Raw genomic sequence first — 25083 nt, forward strand, 5'->3', positions numbered from 1 at the left:
ATTGGACGCGTTGCGGTCGGCGTTGGCGGTGAAGTGCCCCCCCACCAGCTTGAGGGTGTCGATTTCGTCACTGACCAGCCACCAGCCGGTGAAGGTTTCCGGCAGCAGGCGGCTGTCAGAGGCGCTGAACACGGGCGTCTTGACCCGCTGTTCGCCGTAGGTCAGCACCGTGTTGGACACGCGCATTTTAACGGCGGCCCCGGCGCGGCCATAGTCGCGCTGGGGGTGCCCGTCGTTGTCCACGTTGAGCAGACGCGCCTTACCGGCGCGGCCACCGCCGCTGTCGAGCTTGACCCCGAGGTAGCCGTGGGCGTCGACGCCGAAACCGACCGTGCCCTGGGTGAAGCCCGAGGTGAACGTCCCCATCAGCCCATAGCCCCATTCTTCAGCCAGATCGCTGCGTTCGCTGCGCGGCTTGTAGGCGTTGCGCGCACTGCCGTTGAGCGAGCCGTGGTGGTAGTCGCGGCGGTCGTAGACGCTGCGGTTGAGCACGTTCCAGCGGCTGTCTTCGACAAAACCCTTGGCTGCGCCCTGGGCCGACTCAGCAGCCATGCCCATGGGGGCCGCCCCGAGCAAGGGCAGCAGTAATGCCGTGCGTTTCAGCGCGCTCATTGGCCGGCCTCCAGCGTGTTCAACTGCGCTGCGAAGCGCGCCTTGGCGCGAGCCGGCAGCGTATCGGGTAGCTGCACGGTCTTGAGGTCGGCATCGCCCACCTGAATCAGCATGACCATGCCCATGGCCACGTGCGGCAGGCACTGGATGCCGTACAGACCGGGCACGCTGAAGGTCTGCTCGGCCGGTTGATTGAGCTTGCTCTTGAACGCCTCGGCGCCAGTGGGCAACAGCCCAGGCACGCTGGCGGCATTGTGGCTGGCGTGGGTCGGCACGAAGCGCACGGTGTCGCCCGGTGCGATGCGCACGTGATCGGGCTCGTAGACCATGGCGCCGTCGGCACCGCGATTGAGCATCTTCACGTCGAAGGTGGCGGCCAGGGCCGGCGGCGCGGTCATCAGGCCGGCCAGCAGTACTGCAGCAGGTTTGAGGGTCATGCTTGGAACTTCCAGGTTCAGGGCGCGCGTACGCGCAGGATGCGTGTGCCGTCAAAGGGATCGGTGAGGTAATGGCCGTGCACGCCGAAGGTGCTCAGCAGGCGTTCGGGGGTCAGCACGTCGAGCGGCGCGCCGAGGGCGACCAACCGACCCTGGTCGAGCACCGCCAGGCGGTCACAGGTCAGCGCCTGGTTCAGGTCATGCAGTGCCACCACGCTGGTGATCGGCAGCGCCTGCACGCAGTGCAGCAGGCTCAGTTGGTGCTGGATGTCGAGGTGGTTGGTCGGCTCGTCCAGCAGCAGCACCTGCGGGCGCTGTGCCAGCGCGCGAGCAATGTGCACGCGCTGGCGTTCACCGCCAGACAGCGCGCCCCACAGGCGCCGTTGCAGGTGCACGGCGTCGACGTCGACCAGCGCCTGTTCGACGATGGCCCGGTCCGCCGCGCCGAACGGCGCCAGCGCCGAAAGCCAGGGCGTACGGCCCAGCGCCACGGCATCGAACACGCCGATGGCGTCATGGGTGTCGGCGTGCTGTTCGACCAGCGCCAGGGTCTGCGCCACACGACGTCGGGGCAGGCTGGCCAGCGCTTGGCCAAGCACGTGCACGCTGCCCTGGCTCGGCACGCGCAGCCCGGCCAGCAGCTTGAGCAGGGTCGACTTGCCCGAGCCATTGGGCCCGACCACACCCAGGGTTTCCCCGGCGATCAGTTGCAGGTCGATGCATTGCAGCAGGTCATGGCCGCGCATGCGCAAACCCAGGCCCGTGCAGCTCAGCGGCGCCCATCGGACAGCGGCAAGGTTGCTCATGGACGCCCCCGGCGGCTGACCAGAATCAGTGCGAACACCGGCGCGCCGATCAGCGCAGTGACCACGCCCACCGGAATCACCTGGCCGGTGATCAAGGTGCGCGAGAGGATGTCGGCGCAGATCAGGAACAACGCCCCACCCAAGGCACTGGCCGGCAGCAGCCGGCTGTGGCCCGGGCCGAACAGCAGGCGCAGGGCGTGCGGAATCACCAGGCCGACGAAACCGATGGCGCCGACGATCGAGACCATCACCGCCGTCACCAATGCTGCCGTACTGATCAGCAGCAACTGCGTACGGCGCACGGGCACGCCCAGTGACGCCGCCGAGTCTGCGCCGAAGGTGAAAGCATCCAGGCTGCGCCGGTGCCACAGGCAGACTATCAGCCCCGCCAGGGCCACCGGCAGTGCCAGCGTCACCGAGGGCCAGCGCACGCCGCTGAGGTTGCCCAGCAGCCAGAACAGGATGCCGCGTGCCTGCTCAGCGGTGGCCGACTTGGTAATGAGAAACGCGGTGATGGCATTGAACAGCTGCGAACCGGCGATGCCGGCCAGAATCACCTGCGCGTTGTTGTGCGCAGGCCCGGCGGCGCGCGCCAGCAGCAGCACCAGCGCGAACGCCGCCAGCGCGCCGATGAAGGCACCCGCCGACAACGACAGCGCTGCGCTGCCGATGCCCAGCAGGCCGACCGCCACCGCGCCGGTCGAGGCGCCGGCTGACAGGCCGAGCAGGTACGGCTCAGCCAAGGCATTGCGCAGCAGCGCCTGCAGGATCACCCCACAGGTCGCCAGGCCCGCGCCGCACGCGGCCGCCACCAGGGTGCGGGGGAGGCGGTAGTTCCACACGATGCCGGCATCGATCGGGTCGATCGGGTAACCGGCCTGCCACAGGTGATTGGCCAACACCTGGAACACCACCTGCGGCGCCACAGCGGTTTCGCCGATGCTGATCCCGGCCAGCACGGCCGCCATCAGCGCCAGGGCGGCGAGGGCGCAGGCGGGCAGTACGCGCATGCTCACTGCGCCGCTTTACCGCTGGCGAACGCAGCAGACAGCGTCTCCAGCCCACGGAACAGGCGGATGCCGGCCTGCATGGCGTCGGCGTCGAGAATGATGATGCGGTCGTTCTTCACAGCGTCGAGGTGCTTGGCCACCGGATCGGTACGCAGAAATTCGAGTTTTTTCTGGTAGTCGTCTGCCGGGAAGCGGCGGCGGTCCATGCGCGCGATGATCAGCCAGGTTGGGTTGGCCTTGGCCAGGGTTTCCCAACCGACGGTAGGCCATTCCTCGTGCGACTCGACCACGTTGCGCACTCCGAGGGTCTGCAGCATGAAGTCGGCCACGCCCTGCCGGCCTGCGACGTAGGGGTCGATGTCCAGGTCTGCGCTGGAGAACCAGAACAGTGCGCTGGTGTTGGACAGGTCTTTGTCGGCCAACCGAGCCTTGGCCTTCTGCAGCCGGCCACGCAGGTCGGCGTTGAGCGCTTCACCGCGCGCCTGCACGTCGAAGATCTCGGCCAGTTGGCTGACGCTCTTGTAGAGGGTGTCGATCTGGAACGGCTGGAGGCGCGTGCCGTCGGCACCGGTGAGGTTGTCCTTGCCCTCGCAGTCCGAAGGCAGCAGGTAGGTGGGAATGTTCAGCTCGTGGAACTGCTCGCGTGTGCCCACCACGCCGTGCTCACCGACCATCCACTCGAACTGCGCCGTGACCAGTTGCGGGCGCTTGCCGACCACGGCTTCGAAGCTTGGGTCGTTGTAGGCCAAGCGCTCGACCTTGTCGTTCTGCGCCTTGTATTCGGGCAGTACGTCGTTGAACCACAGCGAAGTGCCGGCCAGGCGCTCGCCCAGGCCCAAGGCATAGAGTATTTCGGTGCCGGCCTGGCCAATGGTCACGGCGCGTTGTGGCGCCTGGGCGAAGGTCTGCGGCTTGCCGCAATTGTCGACGGTCAGCGGATAGTGGGTGGCGGCGGCCTGGGCCAGGCCAGACAGGCCCAAGCCTGCAATGAGGGCGGCGAAACGAAGCATGAAGACGATCTCCTATCGTGGTGCAGCGGGCCGCGCGCACGGACAGGCATCGTCGGCACCCCTTGCATGAAGGCAAGCGGCGCCACCCTGAACAGGGTGCCGATGGCCGTCCCGGACACCCCGCCGGTCGGTGATTGTGTGCCGGCAGGTCTCCTGACTGGTGCGTCATGGCCTGGCTCCAGCCTTCCCGGATCAGGCTCTGTGCGAAAGCGATCTGCAGCTGCGCAGAAGCGTTCGACCAGCGCCAGGTATCCAGTGGCATCGATGGAGCAGGCTCGGCACCTACAGTTGCGGGGGCAGTTTCGTTTGGCCGCGCGATCGAGCGGGCCACGAATTCCCTATTAATTCCTGAGGGGAAACCGGCGGGCGGCATGGTAGACCATCACCCGCAGGCCAGGGAACCTTTTCACAGGTATTTGAGCCAGGCAATGTCGCGCCGGCGTGCCTTGAGGCGGGCGAAAGCACGCACTGGCAGATAAAGCGCGGCGGCCAGGAGCACCGCACACAGCCACACCGCACCCATGCTGTCGAAGCCGAAGTATTGCCCGTGATTGAGGCCGAACGCCGCCACGCACAGCACATAGGCGACCTTCAGCACATACAGGTGCAGCAGGTAGAAGAACATCGGGGCTGCGCCCATCACTGCCAGTACACCGATCCAGCGTGCCTGGCCGGCCCGCTCGAAACCGCGCAGCAGCAACAGGCCGCAACCGAGCGTCAGGCACAGGAACAACAGCGACGGTGGGTACTTGGTGATGTTCATCAGGCTCATGAAGGTCTGCAGCGCGCTGGGGTAGCTGCTCCACGGCGCCTCACCGTAGCCATTGAGCACGCGCAGGCCGATGAAGGCCAGCAGCGCCAGCACAGCGACGATCAGCAGTCGGCGCTGACGCACGCTGGCATCGGCAGCGCGGGCGAACCACGGCCCCAGTGCGTAGCCCAGGGCGATCACGCCAATCCACGGCAGCACCGGGTAGGAGGTGCGCAAGCGCATGTGCTCGGACACGTCCAGCCAGCCACGGTCATGCAGGATCGCCCACAGCACGTGCAGGGGCGAGCCCTGGGCGAAGTGCAGGTGGTCGAGCAGGTTGTGCCCGCCGATGATCACCACCCCGACCGCGATCAGTGCCGGGCGCGGCAGCCAGACCAGCGCGCCGAGGGCGATCATGCTGACGCCGATGGCCCAGATCACTTGCAGGTACACCACGCTTGGCGGCAGCTGGAAGGTCCAGGCGAAGTTGACCACGGTGAATTCCAGCACGACCAGGAACAGCCCACGTTTGAACAGGAAGGCCGACACATCGCCGCGGCCCTGGTATTTCTCGCCATACAGCCAGGCTGACAGGCCGGTGAGCAGCACGAACACCGGCGCGCAGAGGTGCGCCAGGGTGCGACTGAAGAACAGCGTGGGTTCGGTGGCGGACACATCCATCGGGTCACCGACCTGATGGTGCAGGAAAAAGGTTTCGCGGACATGGTCCAGCAGCATGAACAGGATCACCAGCCCGCGCAGGGCGTCGATGCTTTGCAGGCGTTGGGTGATCAGCGTAGGGAGGGGGGTGGCGTTAGCGCTTGTCATGAAAGATCGCAGGCAAGAGGGTGGGCTTTAAATGGAACGTTATCCTATAACATTTTTCATAAAAGCCACTACCTCTTTCATCTTCGGTCACGGATCTACCCACTCAGATCAACCCGTCACGCCATTGCCCATGTTACACGGGGGAACGCTATCCTAGGCGCAACACTCCATAGCTCACCTGATCGAATCGAACGGACGCCATGCTCACCAATCTCGCCATCTTTCTCACAACCCTGGCCGGCATGGAAGTCTTTGCCTGGGCCGCTCACAAGTACCTCATGCACGGCATCGGCTGGGGCTGGCACCGTTCGCACCACGAGCCGCGCACCGGCTGGTTCGAGAAGAACGACCTGTATGCCGTGGTGTTCGCTGGGTTGGCGATCATTCTGATCGCGCTGGGCAACGCCGGCTGGCATCCGCTGGAGTGGATCGGTGCCGGCATGACCGGTTACGGATTGCTGTACTTCATCGCGCACGATGGCCTGGTGCATCGCCGCTGGCCGTTCCGCTACGTGCCGCGCAACGGCTATCTCAAACGCCTGTACCAGGCGCACCTGATGCATCACGCGGTCGATGGCCGTGAGGGTTGTGTGTCCTTCGGCTTCGTCTATGCCCCGCCTGTGGATCGCCTCAAGGCGCAGCTACGCGCCCAGCACGCTGGGCCGTTGCGCTCGGCTGCGGCCCGCGCGTCCACAGCAGAGGGTCACGCGGCGGATAACGACGCAAGCGGCGTAACAGACTCGTCCACAACCCCCCGCTGAGTGCACCGAACTTCTCCAGCTTGCCGGTCGAGGTTCGCGTATCCCACGCTTGTGCGCCCGCCGCCCGTACCCGAATACCAATTTTCCGATACACCGCCCCGGCACTGGCCACCGCCCACGCCGAGCGCCAGGGCAGGGCGGCCAGGCCAGCCTCGGCGCTGGCGTAATAGGGTTCGGCGGCGTCGATCAAGCGTGTCGCGAGGCGCGCCACGGCTGCGCGATGCTGCGGCTCGCCAAGGGTCGCCGGCGTCATGCCCAATTCCTCCAGCCACTGCTGCGGCAGGTAACAGCGTCCTACCTTGGCATCATCGACGATGTCCCGGGCGATGTTGGTCAATTGCATGGCCAGGCCCAAGTCGCAGGCGCGATCGAGTATCTGCGGATCCTGGGTGCCCATGATCCGCGCCATCATCAGCCCGACGACACCGGCCACGTGGTAGCAGTATTGCAGGGTGTCGGCGAGGGTCTGGTACTGCCGCTCCTCGACATCCATGGCAAAACCCTGCAGCAGGTCCAGGGCCTCTTCGCGGGCGATGCCATGGCGCTGCACCACCGCCTGCAGGGCGGCGAATGCGGGGTCCTGGACCGGTGCGCCGAGGTAGGCGGTCTGGGTCAGGGCGCGCAGCTCAGCCAGGCGCAGTTGCGCCTGTGCCTGGCTCAACGGCACGGCGTTGTGGCCGGCCTCCTGGCCGTCGATGACGTCATCGCAATGCCGGCACCAGGCATACAGCAGCACCGCGCTGCGCCGGGTGGGCGGGTCGAACAGGCGCGAGGCGCTGGCGAAACTCTTCGAGCCCACGGCAATGCTGTTCAGCGCATGTTGCAGCAGCGGATCGGCAACGGCGTCGCTCATCCGTGCAGGTCCTCCAGCATCAGGCCGGCAGTGGCCTTGGCCGAGCCGATCACCCCCGGCACGCCCGCGCCTGGGTGGGTACCAGCGCCGACCAGGTACAGATTGCCGATCTGGCCATCGCGGTTGTGCGGGCGGAACCAGGCGCTTTGTTGCAGCACCGGTTCCAGCGAGAACGCCGAACCCAGGTGAGCGTTGAGCTGCTCCTTGAAATCCATGGGTGTAAAGGTGCGGCAGGTCACCAGGTCGTCGCGCAGGCCCGGCAGGTAGTGCTGCTCCAGGTAGCTGAAGATGCGATCGCGATAGCGCGGCGCCTCTTCACGCCAGTCGACGTCGACATTGCCCAGGTGCGGCACTGGCGCCAGCACGTAGTGACTGGAGCAGCCGGGCGGGGCCAGGCTCGGGTCGGTGGCGCACGGCGTGTGCAGGTACAGCGAGAAATCCTCGGGCAGGTGGGGGCCGGCGAAGATTTCCTTGATCAGCGGCTTGTAGCGCGCGCCAAAGCACACGGTGTGGTGGCGCAGTTGCGGTTGCTCGCGCTTGAGGCCGAAATGCACCACGAACAGCGAGTTGCTGAAGCGCTTGGTCTTGAGCCGTTCGCCCTCGCTGCGCCCGCGCGGGTGGGCGCCGAGCAGGTTGCTGTAGGTGTGCACCACATCGGCGTTGGAGGCGATCACGTCAGCCGGCCAGCGCTGGCCATCGGCGGTACGCGCTGCGGTGACGCGGTCACCCTCGGTGTCGAACCCGCTGACATCGGCATTGAGCACCAGGCGCCCACCGATGTCCTCGAACAACTTGGCCATGCCGGCCACCAGGGCGCCGGTGCCGCCACGCGGGAACCACACGCCCCACTCGCGCTCAAGGGCATGGATCAGGGTATAGATCGACGAGGTGGAAAACGGGTTGCCGCCCACCAGCAGCGCGTGGAACGAGAACGCTTGGCGCAGTTTGTCGTTGCGAATGAATTTCGCCACCATGCCGTACACGCTGCGCCAGGCTTGTAGCCGCGCCAACTGCGGACCGGCCGAGAGCATGTCGCGAAACGACAGAAACGGCACCGCGCCGAGCTTGATGTAGCCCTCGGCGAGCACCTCTTTGGAATAGGCCAGGAAGCGCCGATAGCCTTCGACGTCGGCCGGCTCCAGCGCATGGATCTGGCGCTCCAGATCGGCCTGATCATTGCCATAGTCGAACTGCGTGCCGTCTTCCCAGCACAAGCGGTAGAACGGCGTCACCGGTAGCAGCTCGACGTAGTCGCGCATGGATTTACCCGCCGCCTCGAACAAGGCTTCGATGGCCGACGGGTCGGTGATTACCGTCGGGCCGGCGTCGAAGGTGAAGCCTTCATCCTTGTACACATAGGCACGTCCACCTGGCAGGTCGCGGCGCTCCAGCAAGGTGGTGGCAACGCCGGCAGACTGCAGGCGGATGGCCAGGGCCAGGCCGCCAAGGCCGGCGCCGATGACGACAGCCGTTTTACCAGGGGTCATGAATGTTCCTCGAAATGGCGGGGGGAGTAACGCAGCGCGGCGCGCAGCGCTTGACCAACAGGCACCGGCGGTTTGCCGCTGAGCACACGCAGGCGGTCGGCCCACGTGCTCTGCCCGGCATAGAAGCGGGCGATCAGCGGCTCGGACAGCCGGTAGAAACGTTGCATGACCTGCCAGCGCTGGTGCGGTTTGCCAGCCAGGAACAGCATGCGGTTGAGCAATCGATAAAAGCCCTGCGCCTGCCAGCGCTGGCGCTGGTACTCGGCAAAGGCCGGGGCGAGGCTGGCGTGGTCCAGGCGCGGCTGGCGCGCCAGCCAATCGGCCAGGCGCACCGCTTCGGGCAGGGAGTAACCCGTGGTGCAGTGGAACAGCCCGGCGCGCAGACCAGACTGCAACTGGCCACCTTGCTCGACGCTCCAGGCGTCGAAGTCGCCGGCCAGGGTAATCGGCAGCACGCCATGCTCCTCACGCAGCACCTGTTCTGGGTGCCAGCCGTGCTGTCGCAGGTATTGGCCAATGTGTTCACGCAATTGCGCGGCGTCTGGCGCGCCACGTTCGACGTAATGGGTGTCTTCGATCAACAGCGTGTCGGGGCTGAACGGCAGCACGTAGACGAAACGGTAGCCGTCACCTTGCGGCACGCGCGCATCCATGACGATGGGCGCAGCCAGGCCGTGGGGTTGGCGCAGTTTCAGCACTTGGCCGAGAAAGGCTTGCTGGCCCAGGACTCTGTGCGGGCTGAGCTGTGGGCCGCGCCCGTCAATCACCGCACCGGCGAACAGGCGTTCGCCGTTGTCGAAGGTGACGCTGCTGGTGTCGAGCGCGTGAATGTGGCTGTTGCAGCGCAGCGACGTGCCCAGCGCGGCGCTCATCACCTCGGCGAAGCGTGCGCTGTCGATACTGGCGTAGCCGCTGCCCAGGTGCCGCGAGAGGTGCGGGAAATGCACCTGGTAGCTGGGCCAGGTGTGCGTCACCAGCGGCGTGATCCAGCGGCGCTGAGCGGGGCTCAGATCCGCTTCGTGGAACGACCAGGTATGGTTGCCGCCGGGCGCGGCGTCAGCCTCCAGGCACAGGACGTTCAGCTCGGGCCGGGTCTGGCGCAGACGCCAGGCGATGAGGCCATTGGCCAGGCCGCCGCCGGCCAGAATCAGGTCGATCGTCATGAAAAGTCGCTGCTCAGGACGGGCCGCCGGCTGTCGACGGCCCTTTGGATGATATCGGCGGCGCGTTGAGCGCCCCCGGCGTGGTTCAAGGCAGCGGTCAGCGCCGGGTGCTCGGCCAACGGCGCGGCCAGCAATCGCCCCAGGCTAGCGGCGATACGCCGCGCACCGGCCCAGCGTGGCAGCACCTCGCCCAGCCCATGGTAGGCAACGCGCGCGCCCACACCCGGCTGATCGAAAGCAATCGGCAGCACCAGCAGCGGAGTATGTGCTGCGACGGCGTCGAGCACGGTGTTCAGGCCGCCATGGCTGATCACCACGTGTGCGACGCGCACAGCCCATTGCTGCGGGGCGAAGTCGGTGACGATGGTGGCGCCACTGTGGCGCAGGCGCGCCTGCTGGTCGCTGTCGAGCCCACCGCAGTGCGCCAGTAACAGTTGCACGTTCAACGACCGACACGCCTGGGCGATGCGCAAGAACAGGTCGAAGCGATGGCCCTGCAGGGTACCGAGGCTGGCGAAGACCAGTGGGCGGTCGGGGTCGAGCAGCCAGTCGCCGACCGCCTCACTGCTGCGGCGCCACGGGCCGACGGCGTGAAAATGGTCGGGCAGAGCACGGCGCGGAAAATCAAAGGCTGCGAGGGTCTGGCTGATCTGTGCCAGCGGCGACAGGCAGCCCTGCAGCCCGTGGCGCGCCGGCAGCCCGTGGCGACGGCAGGTGTCGTCGATCACCGCCTGCAGGGGTTTCATCAGCCAGTCATGCACCTGCTCGGTGCCTTCATACAGCCGCGCATCACGGCCCGGCCCGAAGGGCATCACCGGCAGCGGCACGCCGGCCTCGCGGTTCACTGGCAGCGCACAGGCCATGGAGATGATCGGCAAACCCAGGGCTTCACCGATCAGGGCGCCGGCGGGCTCCATCTGATCGCACAGCACGGCGTCGACCTGCGCGGCGCGCAAGGCGTCAGGCAGCGCCTGGCAGAGCATCGCACTGGTGCCCGCCAATTGCCCGATCAAACGCCGCAGGCGCAGCGGGCCGTTGGGTGCGGCGGCAAGTTTCAGCGCCTCATTCAGGCTGCCCGGTGGATGGCTGGCCGCGCCGAGGGCGACAAAACCCAGGCGCGGATCATCGAGCCAGCGGGCGGCGTCGCCCTGCTGGAAAAAGGTCACCTGATGCCCGCGCGCCAGCAGCGCGCCGGCCACCGCCTGCAATGCCTGGAAATGGCTGGGGTAGGGCGGTGCAACGACCGCGAAGTGGGTCATCCGTGGGGCGCTTGCAGAGGCGCGCTGCGTAGCGCGTCAAGGTTGCGTGAGCCGGTGCAGAAGCAGGCGATGCGCAGTTGCCGCAACAGAATGTCGAAGTGCGCGAGCACCGCTTCGGTCGATTGCATGGCCGCCGGCAGCACCCGCGCAGCCTGGCCGACCAGTTGTGCGCCCAGACGAATCGCTTTGGCCGCTTCAACGCCATCATTGATGCCGCCCGAGGCAATCAGCGCCATGCCCGGCAACGCCCGGCGCACCTCATGCAGGCAGGCGGCGGTGGACATGCCCCAGTCGGCAAAGGCCATCGCCACCGCGCGGTCGGCAGGATCGCTGGCGCGCTCGGCCTCGACGGCCGCCCAGCTGGTGCCACCCGTGCCGGCAACATCGATCACCTGCACCCCTGCGTTGGCCAGGGCCATGGCCACCGGCGCACTGATGCCGGCGCCGACTTCCTTGGCGATCACCGGCACCTCAAGCTCGCGGCACAGCCGCTCGATCAGCAGCAGCACGCCACGCCAGTCGCGGTCCCCTTCAGGCTGCACCGCTTCCTGTAGCGGGTTGAGGTGCAGGATCAGGGCGTCGGCGTGTAGGCTATCGACCGCGCGGCGGGCCAGATCCAGGCCGTCGGCCTCGCGCAGTTGCACGGCGCCGAGGTTGGCCAGCAAGGTCACATCGGGGGCGCGTTGGCGCAGCGCGCGGGTCAGGCCCTGCTCGAAGCCTTCACGCAGGCTGACCCGCTGCGAGCCGACCCCCATGGCAATCCCCAGATGCTGGGCGGCTTCGGCCAGGTGAGCATTGATCGATTCGGCCCGCGCGGCACCGCCGGTCATGGAGCTGATCAGCAGCGGGGCGCGCAGTGTTTTGCCGAGAAAGCGGCTGCTCAGGTCGATGTCGTCCAGGGCCAGTTCGGGTAGCGCGCAGTGCTCCAAGCGCAGGCTCGACCAGCCGCCGTCGGTGTGTGTGATGGCCCGTGTGGGGTCCAGCACGATGTCTAGGTGGTCGTCCTTGCGTTGGCTCAGGGTGTTTTTCTTCATGCCGGGTTCCATGACCGGTGAATCATTTGTCTGGGTATGTGTCAGTGCTTGGTGTAAGAGTTGTACAACATAGTTTACGTTGTATAGCTAAGCTGTGAGTTATTGCATCAGGCAACGGCGTGTTCCAGTCGTTCCTTGCACCCGTAGCAAAGCCATCGCACAACGAATAAGAGGCCAGGATGACGACCACAGCAACCACGCCGGTGAGCGCCGAATGCGCCATGGCGGACGCCCTCGAGCCGCTGCGCGAGGCGTTCGAGGCCCGCCTTGATGCGGTGTTGCCAAGCCCCGGCAATGCCCGTGATCTGGTCGCTGCGGCCATGCGCGAATGCAGTCTGGCGCCCGGCAAGCGTCTGCGGCCCTTGTTGCTGGTGTTGACTGCCGAAGGCCTGGGCGCCTCGCGTGCAGCGGCCATGGATGTGGCGTGTGCGGTGGAACTGGTGCATGCCGCCTCGCTGGTACTCGATGACTTGCCGTGCATGGACAACGCCGAGCTGCGCCGCGGCCGCGCCACCCTGCACCTGGCCTTTGGCGAAGATGTCGCCGTGCTCACAGCCATTGCCTTGTTGAGCCATGCCTTCGGCTTGATGGCAGCCATCGATGGCGTGCGTCCCGAGGTGCGCAACCACCTGGTGACGACCCTCTCGCAGGCCATTGGCGTTCAAGGGCTGGTCAAAGGCCAACTGCAGGACCTGCGCGAAGGCAGCGGCACCCGCACCGTGGGCGAGATCGCGCAAACCAACCAGCTGAAAACCGGTGTACTGTTCACCGCGATCATGGACATGGCCTGCGACCTTGCCGATGCGCCGGTCAGCACGCGCACACCGTTGCACCGCTTTGCCGAAGAGCTGGGCCAAGCGTTTCAACTGCGCGACGATCTGCGCGACCGTGACCCAAGCAGTGGCAAGGACCAAGGCAAGGACGACGGCAAGTCGACGCTGGTTGCCTTGTGTGGTGAGCTCAAGGTTCGTCGCCGCCTGCAAGGGCATGTGGCGGCCGCACAAGGTCATCTTGAGCAGGCATCGCTGCGTGACCAGACGCTGGGTGTGTTGTTGGAGCGGTTGTTTGCATGAGCGGGGAGGTTGCATCGTCCATCGCAACCCCGGTCGCTCTCACAGCGGCTCTCTAAGCGATCGGGTTATGTTTTTTCCCGGTAGAGTGTTTCCAGCCAGCAGGCGCGGCAATGCTGCGCCAGTGCTCATCATCGCAAATCGGCCGAAACTGAGTAGTGGCGCCCTGGGCGCCGACCCTTGCGACTGAAGTCGCGTCTGACAGGCAGGTATGCGCTGCAGCCAGTGGCGGTACTTGCCCGGCCCGTGGCCACTCAGTTACCCCTTCTTCTGAATCTGCTTGCCCACCTGCTGCGCCACCTCCGGCGCCTGGCCGTCGCGCTGCTTGCCATGCCGCGCCTGCCCGACCAACTGCGGAATCAGCATCCCCTCGGGCAAATGTCGCCAGAACCGGCCAGGCATGTGCTGGCGCAGCGCATCCGGGTTGAGCCGGGCGGGGTTGAAGATGTGGCGGTAGTAGGTGCGCCACAGCTCGGCGCCTGGATCATCAGCATGCTGCGCCCACTGTTGCCATTCAGGCGGGCATACGCGGCGGTAGTCCATCTGCTTGCCGTCGTACATCACCCCATCGCGCTCGGTGGCGATCAGCCAGCGCTGGCGGCCCAGGCGCTCGGCAAAGTGTCCGCTGGCGCTCTCCAGAATGTCGTGGGCCGGGGCGTGCCAGGCCACCAGGTCGAGTTGCAGCCGCTCGGCCAGCGGCGCGGGTAAGGGCACGAAACGCGCGAAAGCATGCAGGTGGTGAGCCTCGCGGCTGACCTGCTTGATGCGCCGCTGCAGTTCACTGCCCAGCCGGTCGCCGGCCATCATCGCCGTGCGGTCACCATGGGCCACGCGCCAGAGCACCTCATACAGCAGGTTCCAGCGTTGCTCGCCGTGGTAGCGGGCGGCCTGCTGCAACTGCTCCAGCAACGCCGCCGGCACCGTGGCGCGAAAGGGGCCGGGGCCTTCTGGTAGCGGCATCGGTACGGCCAGCAGATCGTCCATCAGGCCCTGCTTCCACGTCACCTGGGACGGGTCGATACCATGGCCCAGTAAGGTCCTGGCCTGGCGGCGCCAGGTGCCGAACAGGTCATCGCAGTCGAGCGCGATCATCCCCACAGGCCCATCTGCACCGGCGCCTGCGGTTCACGCAAGCGCTCACGCAGCAAGCCGCTGCGCTGATCGGCATCGGAGGGGCGGTAGTCGCTGGTGATGATGAATGGCCGGGCTTTGTCGAGGACACAGCGCAGCTGGATTAGGTCGTCATAGCGAATGCGCCGTTCGCGCCGCAGCGCCACCAGGCGCTGCACGCTGCGCAGGCCGATACCCGGAATGCGCGCCAGCAGCGCAGGTTCGGCGCGGTTGACGTCCATCGGGAAGGACTCGCGATTGGCCAACGCCCAGGCCAGCTTCGGGTCGATGTCCAGCGCAAGGTTCGTGGATTTCTCGAACAGTTCGCCGGCGTTATAGCCGTAGCCGCGCATGAGGAAGTCTGCCTGGTACAGCCGGTGCTCGCGCAGCAGCGGCGGGGCGGCCAACGGCACACTGTCCGGGCTGTCGGGGATCGGGCTGAACGCCGAATAGTACACCCGCTTCAGGCCATAGCCCTGGTACAGCGATTCGGCGTTGCGCAGCAACGTGCTGTCATCGGTGGCATCGGCGCCGACGATGACTTGGGTACTTTGCCCCGCCGGGGTGAAGCGTGGCGCCCTTGGCTCGTTCGCCACCGCTTGCTGACCCTGGTGGATCACCCCCATCGCCTGGCGAATGGTGACGCCGCTCTTCTCGGGCGCCAGCAGTTGCAAGCTCTCGTCGGTGGGCAGCTCGATGTTGACGCTGAGCCGATCAGCCAGACGCCCGGCTTCGGCGATCAGCAGTGGATCGGCATCGGGAATCGTCTTGAGGTGGATGTAGCCGCGAAAGTTTTGCTCCTCGCGCAACAGCTTGGCCACACGAATCAACTGCTCCATGGTGTAGTCGGCTGAGCGAATGATGCCTGAGCTGAGAAACAACCCGCTGATGCAGTTGCGCCGGTAGAAATCCAGGGTCAGGCGCACCACTTCCTCAGGGCTGAAGCGTGCGCGCGGCACGTTACTGGAGCGGCGATTGACGCAGTATTGGCAGTCATACAGGCAGAAGTTGGTCAGCAGGATCTTCAGCAGGGAGACGCAGCGGCCATCGGGGGTATAGCTATGGCAGATGCCCATGCCATTGGTCGCGCCAAGTCCGTCGCGGCCTTTGGAGCTGCGCTTGGGCGCGCCGCTGCTGGCGCAGGACGCATCGTATTTTGCGGCATCGGCAAGGATGCCCAGTTTGGCGATCAATTGCATGGCAAGCACCTGGCACTGAATATTCATACAGTATTTGCAGATGCGTCTGCTGGCAAGTGCTGGTGGTCGGGTAATGGCCGATTTGCCCTCTATGGCCGATATCGCGGAACTACTGAGGGGGCGGGGCCTCAACAGCACACGCCGCAGGCCGGTGGGCGCTCGTCGCCACCCGCGTGCAGCCAACTGTTACGGCAGCGCGGCGTCATTGCCGTTGGCCTGGAAGGCCAGCGGCCACGTGAATGGGGTACATCAAGGCAATCGGGGCGCAGACGACCCCGAGGGAGAACACATGAAGGGCAACAACACGATGCACAAGGCTCTGACGGGCCTGGCAATCGCAGTCGCGCTGGGCAACGCACAGGCGGCTGAGACCAAGCAAGTGGATGTCATGCTGGTCGGCGGCGGCATCATGAGCTCGACCCTGGCGGTCTGGCTCAACGAACTGCAACCGGACTGGTCGATGGAGATGGTCGAGCGCCTGGACAAGGTCGCCGAGGAAAGCTCCAACGGTTGGAACAATGCCGGCACTGGCCACTCGGCGCTGGCCGAGCTGAACTACACGCCCGAGAAAGACGGCAAGATCGACATCACCAAAGCGGTGGAGATCAACGAATCGTTCCAGATCACCCGCCAGTTCCTCGCCTGGCAGGTGCAGCAAGGCGTGCTGAAGAACCCGCGCTCGTTCATCAATTCCACCCCGCACATGAGCTTCGTCTGGGGTGACGACAACATCCGTTTCCTGAAAAAACGTTACGAAGCCCTGCAAGCCAGCCCGCTGTTCCGCCCGATGCAGTACTCCGAAGACCCCGCGCAGATCGCCAAGTGGGTGCCGCTGATGATGCAAGGGCGTGACCCGAAGCAGAAGCTGGCCGCGACCTGGACGCCGATCGGCACTGACGTCAATTTCGGTGAAATCACCCGCCAATACGTCAGCTACCTGCAAAGCCGGCCGAACATCGATGTGAAAGTGTCCACCGAAGTGCAGGACATCACCCGCAACGATGACGGCACCTGGCATGTCGAGTACAAGAACCTCAAGGACGGCAGCAAAGGCGCGACCAACGCCAAGTACCTGTTCATCGGCGCCGGTGGCAAGGCGCTGACCTTGCTGCAGAAGTCGGGCATCCCAGAGGCCAAGGAGTACGCAGGCTTCCCCGTGGGCGGCTCGTTCCTGGTCACCGAGAACCAGGAGGTTGCCATGCGTCACATGGCCAAGGCCTACGGCATCGCCTCGACCGGCGCGCCGCCCATGTCCGTGCCGCACCTCGACACCCGCGTGCTCGACGGCAAGCGCGTGATCCTCTTTGGGCCATTCGCCACGTTCTCCACCAAGTTCCTCAAGGAAGGTTCGCTGCTCGATCTGTTCGGCAGCATGACCCTGCACAACACCTGGCCGATGGTGCGGGTGGGTGCGCGCGAGTTCGACCTGGTCAAGTACCTGGTCGGCCAGGTGATGCAGTCTGACGACGACCGCTTCGAGGCGCTGCAAACCTACTTCCCGCACGCCAAGAAAGAAGACTGGCGCCTGTGGCAAGCGGGCCAGCGCGTGCAGATCATCAAGAAGGACCCTGACCTGGGCGGGGTGCTGAAACTGGGCACCGAAGTGGTCACCTCCAAGGACGGCACCATCGCCGGCCTGTTGGGGGCCTCGCCAGGCGCCTCGACCGCACCGCCGATCATGCTCGATGTGCTCAACCGTATGTTCAAGGATCAGCTGGCAAGCCCGGCCTGGCAGGACAAGGTCAAGCAGATCGTGCCGTCGTATGGCACGCACCTCAATGACGATCCGGTCAAGGTCCAGGAAGAGTGGGACTACACCAACAAGATCCTGCAACTCACCCCCGCACCGGAGATCGACAAGCGTCAGGACCCGGCCAACCCCGAGCAGATCGATCCGCTGGGGCAGGATAACGTCGACAAGGATGCTGATCTGAATCTGTAAGGCTGTTGCACGCGATACAAAGCCCGGCCGCTGATGCGCCGGGTTTTTTATTTCACCATGACCCCAGCACCGAAATGCTCTGAACCAAGCCACAGCTCGATACGCAAGGTTCATCGATCACTCAGGCTCGATGACGGCATGGGGCTTGCTCCACTGCCATGGCCGCCGGTGATCGAACGGCGACGGAGGCAGCAGATCGCGGCAAGGGTGCGCGGCGGCGCGATGTCATGGAACTGGGCGATGACAAGGGTCGACAGTGACATGGAGCGCACCTGGGTCCTTCAGGTGCAGGCACCGCGTACCGTCGTTGTATAGCGACCGGAACTCACCTGAACTCAGCTCAGCGAACCAGCGCTGGCAAGTTGGCAGCGATACAACGACTGGCATTCAAACAGGCGCAAGACCGTCTTCCATCACCGGCTCGACCGGAAGACGATTTCGCATGCGCAGAGCCAATACTGTAGAGACACACAGCACAGCCAGTACGCAGGCCAATGTGAAGCGCAGACCACGGCTGTCCGACATCATTCCGAAAAGGGGCGAAACCAGGCCGCCAACGGACAGCGCGAGGCCCAGCGTGATGCCGCTGGCCATGGCAGGGTTGCGCGGCAGATAGTCTTGCGCCAGTGTCACCTGATTGGCGAAAGGAATGAACATGGCAACGCCTAACAGCGATGTGCAGATCAGCGCAGCCATGGCAGTGGGTGCTATCAGCAGCGCGCCCAACATCGGCACGGCTGCAAGATAACCCAGACGAATGGTGCGCATGCGCCCGAAGGCGTCGCCCAGCCAGCCGCCACACAAGGTTCCCAAGGCAGCCGACGCGGTGAACGCGGTCAACGCAGCGGCACCCTGGAACGCGGTGCCGCCCAGGTTGTGACCGATGTACATGGAGAGCATCGACAACACGGTGACGTACGGGATGGACCAGCCAACGATCACGGCCACAAGCAGGCCGAATGCCGGCCAGTCGTTGGGCGCTGTAGCCCGGGGCACGGCGCGCGCCGAATGCACTGTCTGCACCTGCCTGGCCCGTCGAAGCGCGGCCAGCCACCACACCAGTCCCATGGCCAAGGCGGGTACCGCCAGCCAATAGCTACGCGAGAGTGCGCCGCCACCGACAAGGCTTGTGGCCAGTAGCGGTGCGAAGGACGCGCCGAGGGTGCCCCCCACCGAAAAGATGCTCATGGCCTTGCCAGAACCGCCACCTGCCAATCGCGCCGCAACCGTGGCGGGCGGGTGATAGGCCGCGATGCCCAGTCCGCTCAGCGCGATGGCACACCAGGTCGCGATGTAGCTGGTACTCATTCCGGCCAAGGCAATGCCTATCGCTGCGACCAGAAAGCCCAGAGGAATCAGCCAGCCTCTCGGATGGCGATCCGCGTACAGACCGAACAGCGGCTGCACGACGCTAGACAAGCCGGTCGCGGCCAGCATCAGTCCGCTGATCGCGGTATAGCTATAACCACGCTCCAGCGCCATGAGTGGCAGCAGAGCAGGCACCAGTCCCTGATAAAGATCGTTGGTGGCATGCGTTCCTGTCAGCAGGGCAAGGCGACGATTCATCAGCACTGTTCTCCTCAAAAAACCTATCGTGGAATGTTGAGGGAAGTTAATCTCGCTACAAATCATCAAGCATCGTCGTGAAATGGACAGAACACTCAATTTGAAGCCACGCCATGGCGAGCAAACGCAGAGGCCTGTCACGGTGCTGGCCACAGACCCGGATGCCGACCAGTTGATTCCCCTGCATGCCCATTCGCGCGGGCAGTTGGTCCATGCCATCAGCGGCGTGATGATCGTGCGGGCCGCGGGCGGCGCCTGGGTAGTTCCACCGGGGCGAGCCCTCTGGGTGCCAGCGCAGGTTCAGCATGAAATTCAGACAGCTGGCAGCGTCGCGATGCGCACCGTCTTCGTCGAGCCGGGTTTGCGCCCAGGCTTGGGCGACAGTTGCCGCGTCATCCCTGTCGAGCCTCTGTTATGTCAGCTGATCCTGCGTGCCCTCGACTTTGCGATGGACTATCCCTTGGGCGGCCGTGAAGAACGCACGATGCAGCTGATTCTGGACGAAATCGAGAGTGCGCCGACGCTATCCCTGCACGTGCCCATGCCCAATCACGCGCGCTTGGGCCAGCTATGCAGGCAGTTCATCGCCGAGCCCGCGCAGGCTGCAACGCTGGACGGCTGGGCGATGCAGTTGCACATGAATCCGCGCACGCTGGCCCGGTTGTTCTTGCGCGAAACCGGCATGAACTTCGGTGCATGGTGCCGGCAGGTTCGGCTGTTGCTGAGTTTGCCTCGGCTGGTGGCCGGCGCATCGGTCCTGGAAGTGGCGCTGGACCATGGCTACAACAGCCCGAGCGCCTTCACCGCGATGTTCAGAAAGGAGCTCGGCGTGCCGCCGGTCACGTACATGCGCAAACAGCCGAAGCAGGCTCGCCCAGCCGCAGACTAAGCGGCCGATCTCGGTCCTGTTACCGTGGACTCGCAGCAGCCGGTCTTGCCCGTCTGTGCCACTGCGCAACGATCCAGGCTACGCCTTGCACAACGAGCGAGGCGTCAGCATTGCCCCGTAAGACCTTTCGCGCACCCCCACGCCCGCCTTTGAGGCTGGCCGCGCAAATGTGTATTGCCTCGCGTCAGGTGGTGGGCGCAGCACCCTGCATTTCGGTCGGTGAGGGAGTGGCCCTGTGCAAGCGCTGTGCTTAGAAAAAGCTCCGCTGCGCGCGCAACGTCACCATGCTGTCGCAGGTGCTGTTGATGCCCGAATAGGCATCACAGCCGCTGCCGGTCAGGTTGGAGTTACTGTAGGTGAAGTCCAGGTCCATGCCGCGCCAGGGGCGGGAGAGCTTGAGCGACCAGTCGTTGAAGCTGTCGATCGCGTCGCCGTCGACGCGGGTGAACGGCGTGCCGAACTGGTGGTGGGCGACTTTCAGGCTGAAGTCGACATCCAGCAACGGCAGCCGGCCGAGGTTGGCGAACAGGGTGCCGGTACGGTTGCTGGGGGTGTCGTTGAAGGCGCCGCCAAAACGGCTGCCGAGCAGCGACAGGCCGCCGTACAGGGCATAGCTGTTGGCATCGGTCTGGTTCGGGTAGCTGTAGTGGATCATGCCCACTTCATAGCCGAGGCTGTCGGTGAAGTGCTGCTTGTAGCCGACGTAATTGTCCAGCTTGAGGGTCGAAGCCTTGGTCAGGCCCATGCTTGGGGCGTACTGGCCGAAATACACACCGTTGGGATGGCTGAGGTCGACGCCGCCGTGGAACGAGCCCACCGCCGTGGGCGAGATCAGGCCCTCGGCCATGGTTCGCGACGGGGTCGTGGCCAGTTTGAAATCGAAGTCGCCGAGTTGACGCTGAATCTGCTGGGCCTGGATCGACGGGCTCAGCAGCAGCGCTAAGGTGAGCAGCCACAGAGGCCTGGGCAAGGTCATTGTCGAGGGGGCTCCTTTTGCGCGAGTGGGCCAGGATACCTGCCTGACGCGGCTGGGGCAAAGCCGCAGGCTTGAGCGCTTACCAACGGTAATCGATGAGAGGGGGCAGGCCAGGGCGATGTTCGAGGGCAGGTACAGAGCCGCGCAAGACGGCTCGTCCCGGGGTGTGGCGTGGGTCAGTCGATGCGCGGGTGCTGCTGGGCCAGGGTGGCGCGTTTGGCTTCCAGTTCAGCGATCTGCGAGTCGATGTCCTCGATCTTTTCCTCGATGTTGTCGTGGTGCTCTTGCAGCAGTTCACGGGCTTCGTGGATGTCAGACGCTGCTGGCGCTGCGCCGCGCAGCGGCTTGTTAGCGGTTTCCTTCATGGTCACGGCGGTGATGAAGCCGATGACCGCGACGATCATCAGGTAGTACGCCGGCATGAACAGATCGTTGGTGGTTTCAACCAGCCAGGCCGCCAGGGTGGGGGTCACGCCTGCAATCAACACCGAGATGTTGAAGGCGCTGGCCAGGGCGCTGTAGCGGATGTGCGTGGGGAACATCGCCGGCAGGGTCGAGGCCATCACGCCGATGAAGAAGTTCAGCAGAATCGCCAGCATCAGCAGACCGGAGAAGATGAACACCGTGTCGCCGCTGGTGATCAGCTTGAACGCCGGAATGGCCAGCAGGAACAAGCCGATGCTGCCCAGCAGGATGAAGGGGCGGCGGCCGAACTTGTCGCTGAGGAAACCGATCACCGGCTGCACGAAGAGCATGCCGACCATGATCGCGATGATGATCAGGACGCCGTTGCTTTCGCTGTACTGCAGGTTATGGGTCAGGTAGCTCGGCATGTAGGTGAGCAGCATGTAATAGGTGACGTTGGTCGCGATGACCACACCGATACACGTCAGCAGGCTGCGCCAGTGCTTGGTGGCGATTGCCTTGAACGACACTTTCGGGCCCGAGGCCAGGCCGTCGCGGTCGCCTTGCTCAAGGCTGTCGACGTGCTGCTGGAACGCTGGGGTTTCTTCAGCGGCATGGCGCAGGTACAGACCGATCACGCCCAGGGGCAGCGCCAGCAGGAACGGAATCCGCCAGCCCCAGTCCTGGAACTGCTCCTCGGTGACCATGCTCTGGATCAGCACCACCAGGCCCGCACCCATGACGAAGCCTGCGATGGAGCCGAAGTCCAGCCAGCTGCCGAGGAAGCCGCGGCGGCGGTCGGGGGCGTACTCGGCCACGAAGATCGATGCGCCGGTGTATTCACCGCCGACCGAGAAGCCTTGGGCCATCTTTGCCAGCAGCAGAAGGATTGGCGCCCAGATGCCGATGGCGGCATAGGACGGAATCACCCCGATGGCAAAGGTACTCAAGGACATGATGATGATCGTGGCCGCTAGCACTTTCTGTCGCCCGATGCGGTCACCAATGGCGCCGAACACCAGGCCACCGAGGGGCCGAATCAGGAACGGTACCGAGAACGTGGCGAGCGATGCGATCATCTGCACACTGGGGTCGGCATTGGGGAAGAAGACCTTGCCGAGCACGAAGGCGACGAAGCCATAGACGCCGAAGTCGAACCATTCCATGGCGTTGCCAAGCGCAGCGGCGGAAATCGCCTTGCGCATCTTGACGTCGTCAACGATGGTGATGTCCTTGAGCCCGATGGGGCTCACTTTTTTCTTGCGTAATTTCATTCTGATCTTTTCCTTTCACGTGCCAGGCACGACCAAGCGAATACGGTGGTAACGAGCCAGGTCTCAGGGGTGAGATACAAATGGACACTAAATAATTCAGCCCTTTGCCGGCTTTTTTTTCAACAACCACGGCCTCTGGCGCCTTACCCGAGCAAGTTCTGCCCCGCTATGAGAGGATGGCCGGCCACACCCACATGGCCGACCGGACAGGACCCAGACCAGAGCTGATGAAGACGCCAAAAAGAATCGAACCCCTGATCGAAGACGGCTTGGTCGACGAGGTCTTGCGCCCGTTGATGAGCGGTAAGGAAGCGGCGGTGTACGTGGTGCGCTGCGGCCAGCAGGTGCGCTGCGCCAAGGTCTATAAAGAGGCCAACAAGCGCAGCTTCCGCCAGGCCGCGCAGTACCAGGAAGGCCGCAAGGTGCGCAACAGCCGCCAGGCACGCGCCATGAACAACGGCTCCAAGTACGGCCGCAAGGAAACCGAGCAGGCCTGGCAGAACGCCGAAGTGGCTGCGCTGTTCCGCCTCGCCGGCGCCGGCGTGCGGGTGCCCAAGCCCTACGATTTCCTCGACGGCGTGCTGCTGATGGAGCTGGTCGTCGATGCCGACGGTAACGCCGCTCCGCGCCTGAATGACGTGCACCTTGAGCCGGATCAGGCGCGCGAGTACCACGCGTTCGTCATCCAGCAGATCGTGCTGATGCTCTGTGCAGGCCTGGTGCATGGCGACCTGTCCGAGTTCAACGTGCTGCTGGGCCCCGACGGCCCGGTGATCATCGACCTGCCTCAGGCGGTGGATGCCGCGGCCAACAACCACGCGCTGGACATGCTCGAGCGCGATGTGGCGAACATGAGCAGTTACTTCGGGCAGTTTGCGCCAGAGCTCATACACACCCGCTACGCGCGGGAGATGTGGGCCTTGTACGAGGCGGGCGAGTTGCTCCCGGACTCGGTACTGACCGGCGAATACGCCGATGACGAGCACGACGCCGATGTGCATGGCGTGTTGCGCGAAATCGACGCCGCCCGCGCTGAAGACGCCCGCCGCCGCGCGGGCCGCGAGGATGCCGAGCGCGGCCCGGTGAAGGACGAAGAGCCGCCGCCGCCGTGGCTGCAATGACCCTGGCCAGAGAACCTGCCCCCAACTGGCTGATGGCAGCCGGTTAGGTGTCCGGGGCCGCTTTGCGGCCCATCGCGGCGAACCGGGGCGCCTATCGGCCGGTCTGGCGCTCCGGTCGGTCGCCAAGCGCGGCGCGGCCTGCCCGGCACCAGCCCCGCGACGCCACTGAAGACACCCGCGTGCTGCCGCTGGCGCCCACACGCTGCCAAGCCGGCCAGGCGCCGCGCTTGAGCGTCTGCCTCATGCCATTCAACGCAAAAAGATGGAACCTGCGCCGCGCCCTGGCTGCCCACTCTTCACATCGATCGCGAATGAGGAGTACGCAATGCCCAGCCCTGACGGCAAGATCCGCTACGGCGTCGTTGGCGGAGGCGCCATATCACAAGGCGCGTTCATGCCCGGTGTCGGCCAGACCGACAATTCGGTGATCACAGCCCTGGTGACCGGCGATCCGGAAAAAGCCGAGCGTCTGGCCAAGCTCTACGGCATCAAGGCTTACGCCTATGAGGACTACGCGCAGCTGCTGGCGTCGGGCGAAGTCGACGCGGTATACGTCGCCACCCCCAATTTTCGTCATGTCGAATTCGTTGTCCCGGCCCTTGAGGCGGGTATCCATGTGTTGCTGGAAAAGCCCATGGCCAGCACCGAGGAAGACTGCCAGACCATCCTTGACGCCGAGCAGCGCTCAAGCGCCAAGCTGATGATCGCCTACCGCCTGCACAGCGAGCCGGGTACGCTGGACATGATCGAGCGGGTCCAGGCCGGCAACTTCGGCGACCCACGGCTGTTCACCTCGACCTTCACGCAGACCGTCAAGCCCAGCAACCATCGCGCCCAGGATGGCTTCGCCGCCGGCCCTGTGCTGGACATGGGCCCCTACCCACTGAACATGGTTCGTCAGCTGTTCAACGCAGAGCCCATCGAAGTGTCGGCCATGGGCGTAAAAAGCCCCGGCAGCGCGGTGAACACCTGGGACACCGTGACGGTGAACCTGCGTTTCGCCGAGGAACGCCTGGCGCAGTTCACCGTCAGCTACACCCTGCCTGATGCCGAGCGCTTCCTGCTGATCGGCAGTGAAGGGCTGATCGATGCTTCGCCATGCTTTGGCTATGGCGAGGGTGTGGCGATCAAGTATCACGCTGAAGTGGACGGGGACAACCGCGTGCACGTGAGCCCCGTGGTCGATCAGTTCGCCGGTGAAACCGCGTATTTTTCTGACTGCATCCTCAATGATCAGGCCCCGGAGCCAGACGGTGAAGAAGGCTGGCGCGATGTGCGCGTGATCATGGCCATCGAGCGGGCGTTGCAAACCGGCCAGGCGCAGACGCTTGACCCGCTGCCAGCCCGTCAGCATGCCCAACGTGGGCAGCGTCGGGCCTTGCCACTGGCCGAGGTGCCGGACTTCGTCAATACCGAGTCGCCTACCGAGTAATCGGGTAGGGGTTGCCTGGCGCGGCCCGTCCTTGCAGAAACGCCGCTGAGCCTTCCTGGGCTGGCGGCGTTTATCGTGGTGCCCGCAG

The 25083-nt window shown here is 65.0% G+C and carries 22 protein-coding genes, 1 pseudogene and 1 riboswitch; of the genes and pseudogenes, 6 read left to right on the plus strand and 17 right to left on the minus strand.

Annotation, left to right across the window (positions count from 1 at the left end; translation table 11 throughout):
- The 6 genes from SJI00_RS21425 to SJI00_RS21450 form a co-directional block, all read right to left on the minus strand.
- The coding region (locus SJI00_RS21425) for an OprD family outer membrane porin (RefSeq protein WP_322463686.1) at positions 1 to 612 on the minus strand (612 nt) is incomplete at its 3' end.
- Positions 609 to 1049 (minus strand): pseudoazurin, encoded by a 441-nt coding sequence (locus SJI00_RS21430; protein ID WP_322463687.1) that lies wholly within the window; start codon positions 1047 to 1049, stop codon positions 609 to 611. The genes SJI00_RS21425 and SJI00_RS21430, both read right to left, overlap by 4 nt.
- Before the next feature lie 17 nt (positions 1050 to 1066).
- Positions 1067 to 1855 (minus strand): ABC transporter ATP-binding protein, encoded by a 789-nt coding sequence (locus SJI00_RS21435; protein WP_322463688.1) that lies wholly within the window; start codon positions 1853 to 1855, stop codon positions 1067 to 1069.
- Positions 1852 to 2865, minus strand: a complete 1014-nt coding sequence (locus tag SJI00_RS21440; protein ID WP_322463689.1) for a FecCD family ABC transporter permease — start codon at positions 2863 to 2865, stop codon at positions 1852 to 1854. Before SJI00_RS21440 ends, SJI00_RS21435 begins: the two co-directional genes overlap by 4 nt.
- Before the next feature lie 2 nt (positions 2866 to 2867).
- Positions 2868 to 3875, minus strand: coding sequence for an ABC transporter substrate-binding protein (locus SJI00_RS21445; protein ID WP_322463690.1), 1008 nt, complete (start codon positions 3873 to 3875; stop codon positions 2868 to 2870).
- 126 nt (positions 3876 to 4001) lie between these two features.
- Positions 4002 to 4254: riboswitch (cobalamin riboswitch) on the minus strand.
- Between the two features lie 27 nt (positions 4255 to 4281).
- The gene (locus SJI00_RS21450) at positions 4282 to 5454 is read right to left on the minus strand and encodes an acetyltransferase domain-containing protein (RefSeq protein ID WP_322463691.1); all 1173 of its coding nucleotides are present in this window, start codon (positions 5452 to 5454) and stop codon (positions 4282 to 4284) included.
- 200 nt (positions 5455 to 5654) lie between these two features.
- Between SJI00_RS21450 and SJI00_RS21455 the strand changes: the two genes are divergently transcribed.
- The gene (locus SJI00_RS21455; RefSeq protein ID WP_322463692.1) at positions 5655 to 6215 is read left to right on the plus strand and encodes a sterol desaturase family protein; all 561 of its coding nucleotides are present in this window, start codon (positions 5655 to 5657) and stop codon (positions 6213 to 6215) included.
- Here the strand turns inward: SJI00_RS21455 and SJI00_RS21460 are convergent.
- The 5 genes and pseudogenes from SJI00_RS21460 to fni all read right to left on the minus strand — a co-directional run.
- Positions 6139 to 7068: pseudogene (locus SJI00_RS21460) on the minus strand (phytoene/squalene synthase family protein); the annotation flags it as partial. The gene SJI00_RS21455 and the pseudogene SJI00_RS21460 overlap by 77 nt on opposite strands.
- Positions 7065 to 8555 (minus strand): phytoene desaturase, encoded by a 1491-nt coding sequence (locus tag SJI00_RS21465; RefSeq protein ID WP_322463693.1) that lies wholly within the window; start codon positions 8553 to 8555, stop codon positions 7065 to 7067. The gene SJI00_RS21465 and the pseudogene SJI00_RS21460, both read right to left, overlap by 4 nt.
- Complete coding sequence (gene crtY, locus SJI00_RS21470) at positions 8552 to 9718, minus strand: lycopene beta-cyclase CrtY (protein ID WP_322463694.1); 1167 nt, start codon at positions 9716 to 9718, stop codon at positions 8552 to 8554. The genes SJI00_RS21465 and crtY overlap by 4 nt, the downstream gene beginning before the upstream one ends.
- A complete protein-coding gene (locus SJI00_RS21475; RefSeq protein ID WP_322463695.1) occupies positions 9715 to 10977 on the minus strand; it encodes a glycosyltransferase in 1263 nt (420 codons plus the stop codon). Before SJI00_RS21475 ends, crtY begins: the two co-directional genes overlap by 4 nt.
- Entirely contained in the window at positions 10974 to 12011 is a 1038-nt protein-coding gene (gene fni / locus SJI00_RS21480) for a type 2 isopentenyl-diphosphate Delta-isomerase (RefSeq protein WP_322463696.1), read from the minus strand. The genes SJI00_RS21475 and fni overlap by 4 nt, the downstream gene beginning before the upstream one ends.
- Positions 12012 to 12190: 179 nt before the next feature.
- Here fni and SJI00_RS21485 point away from each other — a divergent pair, with 179 nt between their 5' ends.
- On the plus strand, positions 12191 to 13084 hold the full coding sequence (locus SJI00_RS21485) for a polyprenyl synthetase family protein (protein ID WP_322463697.1): 894 nt from the start codon (positions 12191 to 12193) through the stop codon (positions 13082 to 13084).
- Positions 13085 to 13339: 255 nt separating this feature from the next.
- Here SJI00_RS21485 and SJI00_RS21490 read toward each other — a convergent pair whose 3' ends face one another.
- On the minus strand, positions 13340 to 14179 hold the full coding sequence (locus tag SJI00_RS21490) for a TIGR03915 family putative DNA repair protein (RefSeq protein ID WP_322463698.1): 840 nt from the start codon (positions 14177 to 14179) through the stop codon (positions 13340 to 13342).
- Entirely contained in the window at positions 14170 to 15390 is a 1221-nt protein-coding gene (locus SJI00_RS21495; RefSeq protein ID WP_322463699.1) for a putative DNA modification/repair radical SAM protein, read from the minus strand. The genes SJI00_RS21490 and SJI00_RS21495 overlap by 10 nt, the downstream gene beginning before the upstream one ends.
- Positions 15391 to 15679: 289 nt before the next feature.
- On the opposite strand from SJI00_RS21495, the gene mqo reads away from it, so the two are divergent.
- Positions 15680 to 17332, plus strand: coding sequence for a malate dehydrogenase (quinone) (mqo, locus tag SJI00_RS21500; protein WP_322463700.1), 1653 nt, complete (start codon positions 15680 to 15682; stop codon positions 17330 to 17332).
- 110 nt (positions 17333 to 17442) lie between these two features.
- Here mqo and SJI00_RS22700 read toward each other — a convergent pair whose 3' ends face one another.
- Both SJI00_RS22700 and SJI00_RS21510 read right to left on the minus strand, forming a co-directional pair.
- The gene (locus SJI00_RS22700; RefSeq protein WP_416221073.1) at positions 17443 to 17595 is read right to left on the minus strand and encodes a hypothetical protein; all 153 of its coding nucleotides are present in this window, start codon (positions 17593 to 17595) and stop codon (positions 17443 to 17445) included.
- Positions 17596 to 17719: 124 nt separating this feature from the next.
- Positions 17720 to 18898: an MFS transporter gene (locus tag SJI00_RS21510; protein ID WP_322463701.1), complete on the minus strand. Its 1179-nt coding sequence runs from the start codon at positions 18896 to 18898 to the stop codon at positions 17720 to 17722.
- An 82-nt stretch (positions 18899 to 18980) separates the two neighbouring features.
- On the opposite strand from SJI00_RS21510, the gene SJI00_RS21515 reads away from it, so the two are divergent.
- Positions 18981 to 19787 (plus strand): AraC family transcriptional regulator, encoded by an 807-nt coding sequence (locus tag SJI00_RS21515; protein ID WP_322463702.1) that lies wholly within the window; start codon positions 18981 to 18983, stop codon positions 19785 to 19787.
- 250 nt (positions 19788 to 20037) lie between these two features.
- Here SJI00_RS21515 and SJI00_RS21520 read toward each other — a convergent pair whose 3' ends face one another.
- Both SJI00_RS21520 and proP read right to left on the minus strand, forming a co-directional pair.
- Positions 20038 to 20757, minus strand: a complete 720-nt coding sequence (locus SJI00_RS21520) for a TorF family putative porin (RefSeq protein WP_322463819.1) — start codon at positions 20755 to 20757, stop codon at positions 20038 to 20040.
- Between the two features lie 182 nt (positions 20758 to 20939).
- A complete protein-coding gene (gene proP / locus SJI00_RS21525) occupies positions 20940 to 22442 on the minus strand; it encodes a glycine betaine/L-proline transporter ProP (protein WP_322463703.1) in 1503 nt (500 codons plus the stop codon).
- Between the two features lie 227 nt (positions 22443 to 22669).
- On the opposite strand from proP, the gene SJI00_RS21530 reads away from it, so the two are divergent.
- Both SJI00_RS21530 and SJI00_RS21535 read left to right on the plus strand, forming a co-directional pair.
- Entirely contained in the window at positions 22670 to 23563 is an 894-nt protein-coding gene (locus tag SJI00_RS21530) for a PA4780 family RIO1-like protein kinase (RefSeq protein ID WP_322463704.1), read from the plus strand.
- Between the two features lie 325 nt (positions 23564 to 23888).
- Positions 23889 to 24995, plus strand: coding sequence for a Gfo/Idh/MocA family protein (locus tag SJI00_RS21535; RefSeq protein ID WP_322463705.1), 1107 nt, complete (start codon positions 23889 to 23891; stop codon positions 24993 to 24995).
- Positions 24996 to 25083: the final 88 nt, after the last annotated feature.

This window comes from Pseudomonas gebzensis, from assembly GCF_034427815.1.
Classification (GTDB): domain Bacteria; phylum Pseudomonadota; class Gammaproteobacteria; order Pseudomonadales; family Pseudomonadaceae; genus Aquipseudomonas.